This window comes from Candidatus Lokiarchaeota archaeon, assembly GCA_014730275.1.
Taxonomy (GTDB): domain Archaea; phylum Asgardarchaeota; class Thorarchaeia; order Thorarchaeales; family Thorarchaeaceae; genus WJIL01.
Map to the genome: position 1 here is coordinate 17,859 of WJIL01000081.1, position 14,178 is coordinate 32,036.

14 protein-coding genes are annotated in these 14,178 nt (G+C 45.2%); 10 read left to right on the top strand and 4 right to left on the bottom strand.

Annotation, left to right across the window (positions count from 1 at the left end; translation table 11 throughout):
- Nucleotides 1-83 precede the first annotated feature (83 nt).
- Nucleotides 84-602: a hypothetical protein gene (locus GF309_09025; GenBank protein ID MBD3158915.1), complete on the bottom strand. Its 519-nt coding sequence runs from the start codon at nt 600-602 to the stop codon at nt 84-86.
- A 190-nt stretch (nt 603-792) separates the two neighbouring features.
- On the opposite strand from GF309_09025, the gene GF309_09030 reads away from it, so the two are divergent.
- The 3 genes from GF309_09030 to GF309_09040 all read left to right on the top strand — a co-directional run bounded on the left by GF309_09030 (nt 793) and on the right by GF309_09040 (nt 2,847).
- Nucleotides 793-1,170, top strand: a complete 378-nt coding sequence (locus GF309_09030) for a cupin domain-containing protein (GenBank protein MBD3158916.1) — start codon at nt 793-795, stop codon at nt 1,168-1,170.
- Between the two features lie 65 nt (nt 1,171-1,235).
- Nucleotides 1,236-2,048 carry an HAD-IIA family hydrolase gene (locus GF309_09035; GenBank protein ID MBD3158917.1) on the top strand — a complete coding sequence of 271 codons (813 nt, stop codon included), beginning with the start codon at nt 1,236-1,238 and terminating at the stop codon, nt 2,046-2,048.
- Between the two features lie 94 nt (nt 2,049-2,142).
- Nucleotides 2,143-2,847: a hypothetical protein gene (locus tag GF309_09040; protein ID MBD3158918.1), complete on the top strand. Its 705-nt coding sequence runs from the start codon at nt 2,143-2,145 to the stop codon at nt 2,845-2,847.
- Here GF309_09040 and GF309_09045 read toward each other — a convergent pair.
- The 3 genes from GF309_09045 to GF309_09055 form a co-directional block, all read right to left on the bottom strand.
- On the bottom strand, nt 2,844-4,775 hold the full coding sequence (locus tag GF309_09045; protein ID MBD3158919.1) for a DUF853 family protein: 1,932 nt from the start codon (nt 4,773-4,775) through the stop codon (nt 2,844-2,846). The two genes, GF309_09040 and GF309_09045, sit on opposite strands and share 4 nt — an antisense overlap.
- A 127-nt stretch (nt 4,776-4,902) precedes the next feature.
- A complete protein-coding gene (locus GF309_09050) occupies nt 4,903-5,511 on the bottom strand; it encodes a hypothetical protein (GenBank protein ID MBD3158920.1) in 609 nt (202 codons plus the stop codon).
- Between the two features lie 312 nt (nt 5,512-5,823).
- Nucleotides 5,824-7,065, bottom strand: coding sequence for an MFS transporter (locus GF309_09055; GenBank protein MBD3158921.1), 1,242 nt, complete (start codon nt 7,063-7,065; stop codon nt 5,824-5,826).
- A 75-nt stretch (nt 7,066-7,140) separates the two neighbouring features.
- Between GF309_09055 and GF309_09060 the strand changes: the two genes are divergently transcribed.
- The 7 genes from GF309_09060 to GF309_09090 form a co-directional block, all read left to right on the top strand.
- Entirely contained in the window at nt 7,141-7,503 is a 363-nt protein-coding gene (locus GF309_09060; GenBank protein MBD3158922.1) for a hypothetical protein, read from the top strand.
- An 86-nt stretch (nt 7,504-7,589) separates the two neighbouring features.
- Nucleotides 7,590-9,359, top strand: coding sequence for a DASS family sodium-coupled anion symporter (locus tag GF309_09065; GenBank protein MBD3158923.1), 1,770 nt, complete (start codon nt 7,590-7,592; stop codon nt 9,357-9,359).
- A gap of 44 nt (nt 9,360-9,403) precedes the next feature.
- A complete protein-coding gene (locus GF309_09070; protein ID MBD3158924.1) occupies nt 9,404-10,171 on the top strand; it encodes a hypothetical protein in 768 nt (255 codons plus the stop codon).
- A gap of 79 nt (nt 10,172-10,250) precedes the next feature.
- Nucleotides 10,251-10,484 (top strand): hypothetical protein, encoded by a 234-nt coding sequence (locus tag GF309_09075; GenBank protein MBD3158925.1) that lies wholly within the window; start codon nt 10,251-10,253, stop codon nt 10,482-10,484.
- Between the two features lie 181 nt (nt 10,485-10,665).
- A complete protein-coding gene (locus GF309_09080) occupies nt 10,666-11,850 on the top strand; it encodes a hypothetical protein (GenBank protein MBD3158926.1) in 1,185 nt (394 codons plus the stop codon).
- On the top strand, nt 11,847-12,617 hold the full coding sequence (locus GF309_09085) for a hypothetical protein (GenBank protein MBD3158927.1): 771 nt from the start codon (nt 11,847-11,849) through the stop codon (nt 12,615-12,617). The genes GF309_09080 and GF309_09085 overlap by 4 nt, the downstream gene beginning before the upstream one ends.
- Before the next feature lie 109 nt (nt 12,618-12,726).
- On the top strand, nt 12,727-14,178 hold a 1,452-nt coding region (locus GF309_09090), incomplete at its 3' end, for a DEAD/DEAH box helicase (GenBank protein MBD3158928.1).

Here is a 14,178-nt window from a genome sequence, read left to right on the forward strand (position 1 = left end):
AACCAGTATCTATAACCTGTATATGCTCCGGCCTTCTTAAGGCTTGAGCTTACCTATTGACCTTTGCGTTACAATCAGTGATACTACTGCTTAGCATCTATTTCCTTAATCCAGTCTCGTATATCTGATTTGAGTTTTCTGATATCATTCGGATTAATACTGTCGACTCTGCTGTAGGTTCTTAGAATCCGACGCCACCTGTCCATCTTTATGGTTAATGATCCGGAGCCAATGGCATTCTCCACACTATGGGCCGCCTCGGAAATGCGATCCGCGAGCTCACTAGCAATCGCTCCATCTCTTACTTGCGATTCAAGATTCTCCAAGACCGATTTAGCATTGGAGAGCTCCTGTTTTTCTGTCAATTCCTTCTTTTCTTCAACTACGGGTCTCTGTACCGGTTTCTGCTTGGTAGCCACTTTCAGTTCTTCTAATGTCTCAGCATTTGCTGCCACCTGAAGCCTCAATTCTCCTATTTCATCCCTTACTTCTGATATTATAGAAATAGCATCCACCATCTTGTTCACGGTGTCCGTAAGGCGCTCTATTGACTTGTTGATTTCCGTGAATTTTGCTCGAATATATGTGCTATCGTCACTCATGTATTCCATTCTCCCTTGTGATCAGTAGGAGTAACCCGTGATTGATACTCGGGTGAACAGACCTTGGATTCAAGATTAAGCTTTTTGTCATTAACAGTTCTTGTTCAACCTGCATTCTAGGACTTCATTCCGTTAGCTGAACGGTTTTATAGGCGGCGAATTATTCTTTGCGTTGAGAAGCCTATCTCCCGTGAGCCACAAGAGGTCGATTGAAGTGTATGTAACGAATTACAAGAACCGCAAGGAAATCGAAGTTACTCTGGAAGGCAGCAAGAAAACCACAATGAGATGGCTCGTAGGAAGAAGAAGCGGAGCTAAAACTTATGCTATGCGCTGGTTCAAGATTGAACCGGGTGGAATCATTCCTTCTCATACGCACCCAGAAGAGCATGAGATATTTGTTTTGAGCGGCGAGGCAAAGCTACTTGGAGGACTTGAGGGCGAGACGGCAAAGAAGGATGATGTCGTATTCATAGACTCAAACAAACCCCATGGTTATGATAACACTGAGGGTACCGAGGATTTCTGCTTCATCTGTGTCATTCCCCTTCTTGATAACGAAGAATGATTTTGATATTCCTAATTTAGTCACAACGGCCTATAGAAACGCTTTCCAATAAAGCGGTGAAACAAATGAAGCTTGATGAGAAATCTCTTTGGTTGTTTGATGTTGACAATACGCTGATTCATGATGTTGAGCATCCAACTCCTTTTCCGGGTGCTGTGGATTGCTGTAGATATCTCAGAGATGCTGGCAAAGAGATAGGAATACTCACTAACGTAGGCCGGCTTTCAGCGCAACAGGTGCATGCGGCTCTACAAAAAGCTGGGTTTCATTTCTCAAAAGAAAGCGTATTCACTGCAGGAGCTGCTACGGCGGCTTATGTTTTCAATAGGAATCCTGACGCTAGATGCTTCGTGATAAGCGAAGGTGGAGCTACTGAGGATTTCATTGCTAAAGGTCTGAATGTTGTGAACAATCCTCCAATTGATTTTGTTGCAATAGGTGCAGATCGCGATTTGAGCTTTCAACGTTTGAATTTTGCCGCCAAATGTGTACGAGACGGAGCTGAACTGCTTTGTGTAAGCGGTAGCAGAGAGTATCCCGGCGTCTATCTGGGAAAAGAGGACATGTATCTGGGCGAACGATCCATAACTGCCGCAGTAGAAGATGCCACTGGAGTTGAAGCAACCATAGTTGGAAAACCCATGCCTGAGATTGTTATTGAGACTGTGATGACAATGGGTTATGATTGTGATGATGCTGTCATGATTGGAGATAATCCGGCTTCAGATATTGCGGGAGGTAATGCTGCAGGATTGACTACCGTCCTGGTCAAGCGAAATCCTGATGATATAGTTGCATATAACGCAGGTGAGCTGGATACAACTCCCGATATGACCGTCACGAGTTTGGAGGAATTACAATCGCTCATTTGCGGATGACAAATGAGTGTCATTTTGAAACCAGCCGCAAGGGTTGTTCATCTTTTGATATGAATTTCGCAACCTTGAAAATCGATGGTACTATCGTCCGACCATGAAAAATGAAGATGGGTTGGCTGATTCTGTTGGGATTGATGTGCAATTTGAAATCCCGAGAGCTGGAGTGTCATTAGCAATTATCAATCTCCAAGATGTTACTGTATCATCGGTACAAGATGGATTTCTTGAATATGAGTCAGAGGTATTTGACTGGATTAGGGCCCAGCATTCAAGAGACAGCTTAAAAAGTGATACCATTCTAAGTGCATTCCGGGAATTCTACTGGACTTTTGGAATGGATCCCACCAAGTCGAGAGTGTCAAGTGAGGCACTTCTCCGGCGAATTCTTCGGGGCCATGGTCTATGGAGGATATCAAATATCGTAGATATTGCCAATCTTGCTTCAGCTTTTCACAAATTCCCCATAGGTCTTGCCGATACTTCAAGACTTGATGGTCCTCTGCAGATTAGAACCGCAAAAGAAGGTGAGACGTTCGAACGAATCGGTGGAACGGAGATTGAGTGTCGTGGAAGGGATCTAGTTGTTGCTGACACAGAACGAATCATCTGTTTTGGTTATGCAACTCACGATTCCAATTATACGCGGATTCGCGCTGATACCGAGAACGTATTTGTTATGGTGTACTGTGCACCGGGTATCAAAGCAAGAACATTCTCTGAAGCTGTCGAGACCACACGTGAGATGTACGATGAGTGGGCCGATTGCCGAAGTGGAACGACAGAGTTCTTTCATTCTTAGTCGATTTCGAATTCAAGAAACGGTTTTCCAAGTGCAATTCGCTCAATCATATTGTTCTTCTTTGCAGTCTTGACAACGTTTAGGAATGTATCTTCTAGCCTATCCATGTCCAGATACTCTGGATTCTTTATTCCCATGCTTTTGGCCACTTTATCAACTGCCTGTTCAAAGTCGAACACGATATGTGGTTCCATACGTCCCCCATGTCGCTCTTCAGGTTTCTTTTCCTTTTTCACGAATCCCTGTTTGATGACGCTACGAGTTTCGGTCAGGTAATAGACCAGTGATTTTTCGTAGTTGAGTTCTCCTCTCTCAACCAATTCGCGAAGGAAATTGAGACCATGCGTTGTGCGCGCAACTTTTTCAATTCGAGCAATGAGTCCATTGACAATATCTTCGTATGAAACCTTCTCTGTCTTACCTTTTGTCTCAATGACTCTTTCATCATCCTTTGCTTTGGCAAGTTTTGCTTTCTTGGCTGCAATAGCTTGTTGTTTCTTTTTTTGTTCCTCTTCTAGTCTCTTCTTTCGCTCTCGCTCCTTTCGCTTCTTCTCAGCTTCTCTGCGGCGAGATTCTTCTCGTTTCCTCCGCTCCGCCTCCATCTTTTCTAGTACTTTCTTCCTTTTCTCCACAAGTTCTTTCATGTGCTTTTGGACATCTTTCTCGGTTAACGTAACGTGATTGGTAAGAAGCCACCTAACGCCAATCTGATTCACCTTCGGCTTCAAATCGGCTGATGAAAAAACGAAACTGGCTGTTTGCTGGCCAGGTAGCGCATCTATGATTTCTTCAGCTGCTCGCTCGCCGGCAATTGGTTCCAGAATACGTTCAAGCACCTTCAGAGATTGCTTACTGCTTATCCTGCCTGAGGCTATTGTGTTGAATTGTTCAAACGCCTTGTAATCTATGTCCTTGGGACTCTGTGTTGCAATCAAGCATTCTATGCCGTATTTCCTGGCTTGCCGGAATAATAGAAGAAATGTCTCTTTCGGACCTGGTGATTTCATTCCTGCAGGAATGAATGGAGCAGCTTCATCCTGGAACAATAGCATCCTGGGATCTTCGCTATATCCTTGACGTAGCATCCATGAATACAATTGGTTCAATACAATGGAAATGAAGAAGTGCTTCTCTTCTTCGCTTCGCAGTGTCTTGAGGAAGAGTACGTTGATTGGAGTTTTCCCATCGATTTCCTTTGTCATATAGTCGAAGTCGATTTGCCCCTGTTCTTTGAAGAGTAGCTGAGAGGATCCCACAGTCAGGCTTCTAATCGATGTTGCGAGCTTTCGTCGTTGCGAAGCTTTCATGTATGGGTCCAAATCAACACCAATCTCTTCCTTATCTGCTTCCAGCATATCTGCAAGTTCGGCAAGTGTACCGATATCCTTCTCATCATCTTCCCAAACCTCCCTGAGCAGTTCGTAAACCGCAGCAAATGATTTGGCTTCCCACGAACTGGAAAGACCAGCAACTTTTGCAAGCACTTTTACTAAGGTTCGAGCGGAGTTGTCAAGCAGTCTAATAACATCATCTTGGTCAGCTTTCTTATCAGGTAGTTTCAGGGGATTGATTGATATGGGCAACCCTTTGCTGCTGGCTGGAGTGAAAACGCGTACAACCACTTTGTCCATGTATTCTTCCAATCGCTCTGGAGGTACACCCTTCTTTTCCAATTCCTCAGGATCTCCTGGAAGCATCAACGATGCTATGTCTCCTTGAGGATCGAATGCCAATACAGGAATCCCCTCCAAGGCCGCTTCCTCTATTATCGCCTTGCTGAGTACAGTCTTTCCAGAGCCAGTTGACCCAAAGACCCCTCCATGTCTCCGAAGGAGATCGACGCTGATTTCGAATTTCTTGTCGGTCTTCTGTCCCTTATCGTCGAGATATGTACCTAGCCACAGTTTATCATCTGCCATCGGTTGCATCACTCCACAAATACACAGGAGTTCGGTCCTTACTAACTGGGATTTTGGCCTTACTGATTATGTATTTATCTCCTATGGAAACAAAAAGAAAGCAAGAAGGGGGCTATCGCCCCCAAGCATTATTCTATTACTCACCGACAGGTTCGTATCTTCTTCCAAGCGCGATGGCCATCACTACAACTAGGCCCACCGCAAAGGCTCCAAGTGCTACTGCAGCCCATTCGTAACTGCCAACTGAAACCCTTATCCAGTCCAAACCAACCATCACACCAGCCATTACAGAACCAAGCAACAATGAAACAAGCATGAATCGCGATGTCATCTCTTTCACTTGGCTGATATCTGTACCTTCTGTGATTGTCGTGCTGAAATAGCTGAAGATGAATAGGAATACATACGCAATCACTATCATCGATGCCATCTCGAACAGGGTATCTTGGACGGCTGTGTTGAAGATGCCGTAAATCAAGATGGTCGCTATCGCCATCAGGAATACGAATATGTTGCTGATGAGCTTGTCTTCCGGGTGTACGAAGCCGGTTAATTCTGTAAACGTGTTTATGAGCGAAAACACGACCACCAGAATCATGAGGGCGGCACCGACAACCCAGGTGACGAATGGGGTATTCTCCTGCCCTGCCACACCTTCAAGTAGATAGTGGAGGATCACAGAGAACCCGAGGATTGTTAGGCCTATTCCGGCTACGATATTGCTTATTGTCGTTAGGCGCACCATATTTATCTCCCCAAAACGGAGCTACTTTAGTGAAGTTCGGAAGACCGTTATTAACCTTTGCTGAGGGGTCTTGAACAGCAGATTTGCTGGATTTTTGGTTTTTCCTGCAGGGATTACCTTTTTTGGAAGAAGCGTTTTTGTTTTGTTAGATGAAGGTCTATTCAATAAGATGTTCGTCATAGGGCCATTTGAAGTTCTGCGGAAACCCTGTGCGTTCAGTGAATGTGCAAAAACCCTAACAACGGAGTGAACAGAACACAGTCACCATATCGATGACCGTTCTGTCCACGTGTGTTGTGATGAATCCCGTTGTTACGCCGCGACAGTCTCTTGGGGAGATGTCTCGTCATCGGTTTCATGCTTTTCCTCATGCACCTCTGGCATGAAGTAGGTCCCAATGATGGCAATTGCGATGAAGACCGCCACCACGATGGTAAGTCCGGGGAGCCCGTAGTTGGAGTATGCAAATCCACCAACAGCGGGGCCGATGATCATGCCGGATCCGAAGAAGATGCTGTAGACTCCCATGGTGGTGCCGCGCGTTTCTTCTTCTGAGACATCAGTGAGATACGCCATGGCGGCTGGCGGGAATGCACCGGATATGAATCCGAGAATGGGAAGCAGTGGCCATACCGACCATAGGGCCGCTATGTTGTCTGAATTTGCCACTAACAAGTATGCAAGCACACCGAAACCGAGGAGTCCACCGACGATGAACGGGCGACGCTTTCTCAAATGATCCGATAAGTGACCCATGGTGATGATTCCCAGAACCAACGCGCCTCCAAGCATCGCGAAAAGGATAATGAGATCCGTGGCTGTCAACGAGAAGTAATTTTCGATGATGTGCTCAGCATATCCTATGAGCAAGCCGTACATTGAGATGATTGGTACATAAACAGGAATCATCTTCTGAATCCTGCGGTCACCTGCTACTTCTCGCAGGAGAGTGGAAACACTCATTTCCACATGAACATGCGTCTTGGTTTCACTAATTGCCACAATGGCTATGAGCCCACTGATTATACATGCCGAGCCCGCCGCACTAAGAATGAGAACCGGCAGTACACTGAATTCGAGAAGGATGACACCGAGACCGTATCCTCCTGCAAGCCCCATCAGAGTCGACAGATCGTAGTAGCCCATAAGACTTGCTCTGTTGTCTTTTTCTGACATGTCTGCAATCATGGAAAGCGTAGTTGAGACCTTGGACGCTGCTCCTATACCAAACAACCCTGATGCAACCAAGAGAATTATGACACTGGGTGTAAAAGCGAAAGTAAGTGCAGCCGATCCCGTCAAGAACAAGCTAACAATCAATATCGGTCTTCTTCCAATTTTATCACTATAAGAGCCGAAGAAAGAAACCGAAGCAAGTTCAGCTACAGGATATACCAGCATTACTGCAGCTATTTCCAACACTTCGAGTCCACCGCCCATGTAGGACGAACTCTGGATAACTGCAATGCTGACATAGAATGATGCTCTCATAACCATAGTAATTAGGTAAAGCGCGAGTAAGTTCCAAGTATGCTCAGATGCTCGAAGACCCATTTGGAATTCTCCATATTCTGTTGCGCTGACCGTACAATTCGGTTTATTAAGCCTTGTAGTTAGAGTACATTTACAATGGCGGCTGAGAAACCATCATCAGCTACGGGCTCACGGGAATTTGTCTATCTCACCCTGTACCGGCTGAAAACCCTCACAGATGAAGAGAAACGGGATTGGTTTGAACAGTGGGCAGAAATCCGGAATAGCCTGCCTGAAGGCATTCGTATTGTGACGGAAGCAGGGAATGCTTTCGGCACTGAATTCACTGGCTTCACTGTTTTTGAAGGACCGTTCAAAGCATTTGGTGAGCTAATGGCCATATTGGAACAAAACGCGGGAGCGCTTGTTGAGAAGACTCACACAATAATCGGCACAAAAGGCTTGTTTCATCCCTCTTTTGACATCAAAAGGATAGTGTCGAAGCGTCCAATTGATTGAGTTTCCTTCGTCTATGTCATTGCCGCAGTAGCCCCCTTTTTAGAGGGTTATTCTGCGAAGACAGATAGTAAGATACGCGCCGAGGAATGCATTTGTCGTACCAGATATCGAGAAAGACAGCCATAGTCTTGACAATAGCCCTTGTTGCTGGCGTTGTGATGTATAATATCGCCCCTATGGATATACGTCCTGGTGACTATCAAGCCACTTTGACTGTGGATGCACCTGGAATCTCTCTGGAGCACTCTATACCTATCGAGGTAGTGGAAAGCGGTGAAATCCAAGAAACAACTGTGTTTTTGAGCGGAGATTCTACAAATCTAACTGTGCTTGCCAGGAACGTTTTGCCAATAAACACCGACACGCCGTTCCGTTTCGTGGTTGAATATTCGGGCGAGTCAATGAAAGCAAGTGATATCCTTGTTCGGATAACCAACAATGCCGGATACAATCAAACAGTGAGGCCAACTTTGCAACAGGATCAAGAATTCATTATAGAACATCAACCACTCGTTCACTCAAAAGCAGCCGTCGCGATTCTTACAGTTGTAGGAATTCTCTGGTTTACTGAAGGTATTAGCCTTGTAGCCACCTCGATAATGATTCCAGTGATGGTGATTTTAGCCAACATCAGAACTCCTACAGAAGCACTGAATCCATTCTTTGATCCTGCTGTGGCGCTCATTCTGGGTGGGTTCTTGATTGGCCGGGCACTAAGCAAATATGAGCTTGACAAACGCCTTGCTCTGATGATTCTCTCTAGGAGTGCAGGGAGTGGTTCAACTTTGATATTGACCATAATGGGTGTGAGTGCTTTCTTGTCGATGTGGATTAGCAATACCGCTTCCGCTGCAATCATGATTCCCATTGCGATTGCCGTTATCTCCAAGATTGAGAATAAGGAAACTCGGGATAAATATGGGAAAGTGCTCGTTTTGGCTGTTGCTTATTCAGCCACTGTTGGTGGTGTAGGTAGTCTTGTTGGTTCTCCTCCCAATCCTCTCGCAGCAACATACATCAATTCGTTTCTCGGCATTGAGTTCAGCTTCATTGATTGGATTCCGTATGGACTGCCAGTTGTTATTATCATGCTTCCGATTATTTGGCAATGGTTGATGTTTCGTTTTGACTTACCAAAGGACATCGAAGAAATCCAGAATCTGAAGACAGTATCAAAGAAGGAATACCTCCGACTCGGACCGATGTCTACTCAGCAGAAGCTTGTTGTATCCGTTTTCTCTGGAGTGGTCGTCTTCTGGCTTACTGAACAGCTGCCAGACATCATTGCCAATGCTATTGGCTGGCCCGGTCATGGGATATCTAGTTCTGTCATCGCCCTGGGTGGAGGCCTCTTACTACTCGTTCTGGGGCTTCTCGATGAAAAGGATGTCTCACATGAGCTAAGCTGGTCTTCTCTCCTGATTCTAGGCAGTGGCATTGTACTTGGTGGTGCTATGATTGATACCGGCCTTTCAACTTACATTGCGACACAAATGGGTGCATTGGGTGCATTACCTCAGTTGTTAGTGATTATTATCATAGGCGCGGTTGCAATAATCGTGACGATGATTGCTTCCAATACTGGGTCTGCAGTGATTCTCATTCCTATTGCAATCCCCTTGGCAACAGGACTTGGTATAGATCCCTTGCTGATTACAATGGTGATTGCTATTGCAGTCTCGATGGACTTTGCTCTCCCCACAGGTACCCCTCCTTCAACCATCGCGTATAGCACAGGCAAAGTTGAGATGCGAGAGATGGTGACGACTGGTGTTATCGTGGATCTGATCTCTTTGCTTGTTGTGACAGTGATTGTTGTCTATCTGTGGTCATTCATGGGTTTGGTAGTACTATGACATCGCATCAGTTTTAAAGCAATATTCGTAGTGAATCGAACTAGGTGACAATGATGAACTGGATTACCAAGATGGTACAAGGAAACCCAGATGAATTCTCCCACGCACAGCTGGTTAAATATGGATTAGGAACTCACCCGGGTCCAAGAGCTCAATTACGATTCACTAGCAAGAAGATATGGTTCAAAGGCGATTTGGGTACAGAGAAGATTTTCCTCAGAGCGTATTTCAAGGGTGTACCAGAAGGCGGCCAGAAGGTCAATGGCTATGTTGTCACCTACGATAACAGGCAAGACGATTTTGACCAAATCACCGCGCCTTTGATCTTCAATGAAACATCAGGTAAGACCGCCACCAAATACAAAGCATCATTCAAAGAGGTTGTTCCTCTTGCCCATCTCAAGGAGCTGATGGACGTAGACGGACCAACTACCTTCTTCATGCTTTCAATCAAGCCCAAGAGTGATGGGAAACCCTTCAAAATAGACATCAAGAAACGGTTCCCCAAAGGCAGAAAGCGTACTAAAGATGAAAAAGCACCCAATTTTGTCAAGGGGAGTTTGAAGCACACTCCTGAACTGCGCAATTATCTACTTGAAGAGCTGGTTCCTGAGATGGCGGATGAAATCCCGGATGATGTTGGGAAGGTCAAGCTTGACATGGACATAGTTATCGAAGATATCGACATCCCAAAGGATCCCGATATGAGCTTCGCGGAGAAGAGAAAAACTGCAAAGAAATCCGGAAAGCTGGCCAGAACTATTACTGTCGATGGTGAGGATCATATCTTCGAAACTGAGTTCTATGCATAGAGTCTTCCACTTCAACCGTGATGTTTAAATTTGCTCCACCTTGGATTTGCACTAGAAAAAAGCGAGGATGCCAAAAGAAATGCAGGATTGGACTGACTGGTTTAGCTGGATTGAACAAATCACCTTGGAAGGATCATTCATCTACATATCGATTCTATTCTTTGTTCTGGGGTTGTTTTCTTTTGGATGGCTCGCTGTACATATTGAACATGGGCGGCATTTCTCAAACTCTAGGGTATTCTTTGCTACTGTTCTAGGTTCAATCTTCCTTGGTTTCGGATTTCATTTTCTATTGCTTGCCTATGGTCTCTAATAGCCAATTCTGGTTCTCTCTCCTCACCAAGAATCTGGCCTTTCGAAAAACATCGAAAATTGAATCGTTATTCTTCTAACCCCTTGGATATAAACGCAAAACATCTATTTATTAAATCTCCAACAAAATCTCTGTCTTGGTTCCGATGCGTTACGCTAGATGCCAAACAGAGGTTGTTTAATTGCTGATTGACCCCGAGATGGAGAAGGTTGCGGTAAAGAGTCGTAGGAGGCTGGTAGATGAATTTCGAGAACGTTATGCAACCCTTCAGCGAAATGTAAATCGCATTCCAATAGACCAAGCACGGACTACTGCAGAAGAATTGAGTTGTCCTCTCCAGATTGCCATGGTTGCGCTTTATTTCCACATGGAAGGCATCGTTCAGCGCAAAGAAGCAATTCGATTGCTGACCAACGAATTGAACAGAAGAGCGGAGGTAGGTACAGAAGTTCCGAATCTGCCTGGCAATGTGATGGATTTTGCCCTTTCTGAGGGACGGTGGATTCAGCATATCTATGATACTTTCAGCAAAAACATTGAACGCAAAGTCCGTAAGCTAGTCAATCTGGAAAACACGTTAAAAGACGAATCACCCACCGTTGAGAAAGTGATTTCTGTTTTGAAACGGAGGGCTGAAATCGCAGAGGCTTACATAATGCCCATTCTTGAGACATGGGTCCAAGAGCATCCGCGATCCAATGCCTATGATGCACTCATGGCTTTTGCTCCAGCAATTACGAAGTGGAGACCAGCTACTATCGAAGGAAAATTGGCGTTCAAATGTAGACAGACTCAAGCATTTTTTAGAAAGCTCCATCATGCCCTTCAACCAATCTCGGATTCTGCAACAATTGATGTTTCTGTTGACAAGATTCTGGGATTGATTGAACGATTGGATGTAGACTTCCGCGACATGGAACTTGTTGCCACATCTCATCTCCTTCTCCATATGGTTCCCCGTCCATTATCACGGGGCGATCGTTCAAGTTACATATCTAAGGGAACCTCGAGCAGAAGGGGTGGAAAAAGCGAACCAGACATGGAAGGGCCAGTTGATTACCTTGAGCGCGATGTACGCCTTACTAAACGTCGTCCTCCAGATGAGCAAAAGGAATATCTCATGGAGAAGATTAATCGGGTTCTTCGAGTACTAAGGCACTTTGGAAAATCATCATTTGAAGCTCTAAAAGAGTGTTTGGTCGAGTTGAATAGCCGGCTGGGGATAGATAGGGATTTGGAACCAGTTCTTGAAACCACAAAACAGAAAATTGATGGGGTATCAGCAGATAAACAAGAAACTATTGCGGTCAAGACCGTTTTTGATTTTCTGCAAGAGGATTTCCTATCTGGTGGAGATAAAGATTGAAGTCACCGACACCTATGTACTGGCTACTGGATGTAGAAGCTTATGACTTTGATGTAGGGGTTTTTGATGGAGCTAAGATTGCCGGCAAGGCTCTTATTGTATCTCGTCAGCTTTGGTCTGTCATACGTGGTGAAGAAGTATTTTCTGCTCTTATTGGACCCGGCATGTTCAAAGGAAAAGCTGTTGAAGGAAAGCGAACTGTAGAACTACTTGAGCCGCTTAGTGCTCTCATTTTCAATCCTTCAGAACTTCGCCCTGATAGACCCGTTCCTCTAGTGGATATTATCTCTCCTGAGGTTATCGATCCCTTGGGCCAGTCAGAGAGCGAGGAAATTGTGACCATGATAAAGAAACTCCTTGTTGAAAAAGGAAATGTCCTTCCGGTTGGTGCCATAGCTACCGTGAAAGGGGAGAGTATGATTCCCTCGACTGTACATTATGATGAAAAGCTGAAGAAACTATCTGTACGGCATGTTTCAGGAACAACAAGGGCGCGTTTCATTCTGGGCGGTACCAATTCCCCACTCTATAAGCCCTTTTCTGAAAGTTTCCAGAAACTAAGATACAGTGAACCTGAGGAATCTGGAATCCTTTCAACTACATTGGGGAAGTTCTTAGACTTCAAAAGGGACGACTTCTTGGATAATTGGATTATTGTTGAAAAAACAGATCAAGGTTCTGGGAATGGATATGAAGACGTACGGGAAGAGTACCTTCGAGCATACGAAGAAATGGAAAAAAACAAGGAATCTTTCATTTTTGATTAGGGACCAAACCACAAGAGTCTTTTCTACAACTCTAGGGACTTGACCTGAGGTATCCATTCTGGAAGTTGCAGCTGCAGATATCCGGGAGAGACTGGAGAAGTCTTATGCAATGGTCCTGCGAGAAACTAAACAAGAGTGGACTCTCCGTGTCGAAATCTTTTCGGATGTTCTAAGAGATAGGCAGCTTGCTTCTTTTGCGGGTCGAATTGAATTTGGACACAAACAATCCGGCCTTCTCGAAATACGAAAGTCTTGGTTCGTAAAATACAATAAACCAGTCTATATTAGACCCAAGAATTTTCGAGATATACTTCGAAAAGCTGAGCATATCATCCTCCCGCGGCAGCAGGAACCTTCGTTTGTTTCTCAACTTGAAGACTACCTTGACAGAATACAGGCGCCAGCACCGAAAACTGTTCCTGTGTGTGAAAACTGCCTTCGTGAAAAGCGGCTCACGATTCTGTCAAGAAGAAATGCTGTGAAAACTTCTGCTGAACAGGTCATGTGTCTCGCCTGTGCAGGAAAAGAGTTGAAATTAGATATTAGCAGCCTTGGAATCGACCTCTCAAAGCGGATGGAACAGTATCTTCAGAATAGGTTGGCCCAAACGAAATCCGTTCCTGATATTGTTAAAATGATGTCGCCTGGCTTTGATCCTTCCAGTGATCCAAGTATCACCAAGGTTGACGAATTGGAAGCTGGGGAGGTGGTTGAGGGTAGATCCATCGATAACCTACCAATTCCTAACAAGCTCAAGGGTGTGCTCAAGCGAGAAGACCTCACCAAGCTTCTTCCGGTTCAGGAGATTGCTGTGCGAGCCGGATTATTTGACGATACGGATATGATGATTGTTTCTTCCACTTCTTCAGGGAAAACCCTAATCGGAGAGCTTGCGGGTATTCCCAAGGCGCTTGAAGGAAAGAAAATGCTCTATCTTTCACCTCTGGTTGCACTTACCAACGAGAAATATGAGCGGTTCAAGCGAAGATATCGTCAATTGGGTTTGCGAGTTGGTATCCGAGTAGGTATGTCAAGGATTGAAGTTGGCGATGAAGGAAAGGTCATAGTGGATACGGACGTAACAAAAGCAGATGTTGTTTCCGCCACCTATGAAGCACTGGATTTGATTCTTCGTTCGGGCGAGGCTAACCAGCTGGGTGACATTGGTACTATTATCATCGATGAGATACAGAATCTTGCTGCTCCCGAAAGAGGGCCTGAACTGGATGGACTGCTGAACCGCCTTGAAATGTATGCACCGGATGCCCAGAAACTGGCGCTTTCTGCAACAGTGGGAGCACCCTCTAATCTTGCGGAGGAACTCAGGTTGAAACTGGTGGAGTATACTGGGCGGCCAGTTCCTCTAGAACGGCACCTTGTATTTGCTACAGATGACAAAGACAAATGGCGAATTGTCAGGCGTCTTGTATCCAGCGAGTTTCGCACAACAAGCAGTGCAGGCAAAAAAGGGCAATCTATAGTGTTCACGTTTTCACGGAGAAGGTGTCATAGAATATCGGACTGGCTCAATGAACACGGGGTTTCTTCAGCAGTATATCAC

Excerpts from the sequence above, each read along its gene's own strand:
- GF309_09025 (MBD3158915.1), bottom strand. The coding sequence starts at position 602 with ATGAGTGACGATAGCACATATATTCGAGCAAAATTCACGGAAATCAAC.
- GF309_09035 (MBD3158917.1), top strand. The coding sequence starts at position 1,236 with ATGAAGCTTGATGAGAAATCTCTTTGGTTGTTTGATGTTGACAATACG.
- GF309_09040 (MBD3158918.1), top strand. The coding sequence starts at position 2,143 with ATGAAAAATGAAGATGGGTTGGCTGATTCTGTTGGGATTGATGTGCAA.
- GF309_09045 (MBD3158919.1), bottom strand. The coding sequence starts at position 4,775 with ATGCAACCGATGGCAGATGATAAACTGTGGCTAGGTACATATCTCGAC.
- GF309_09050 (MBD3158920.1), bottom strand. The coding sequence starts at position 5,511 with ATGGTGCGCCTAACGACAATAAGCAATATCGTAGCCGGAATAGGCCTA.
- GF309_09055 (MBD3158921.1), bottom strand. The coding sequence starts at position 7,065 with ATGGGTCTTCGAGCATCTGAGCATACTTGGAACTTACTCGCGCTTTAC.
- GF309_09060 (MBD3158922.1), top strand. The coding sequence starts at position 7,141 with ATGGCGGCTGAGAAACCATCATCAGCTACGGGCTCACGGGAATTTGTC.
- GF309_09065 (MBD3158923.1), top strand. The coding sequence starts at position 7,590 with ATGCATTTGTCGTACCAGATATCGAGAAAGACAGCCATAGTCTTGACA.
- GF309_09075 (MBD3158925.1), top strand. The coding sequence starts at position 10,251 with ATGCAGGATTGGACTGACTGGTTTAGCTGGATTGAACAAATCACCTTG.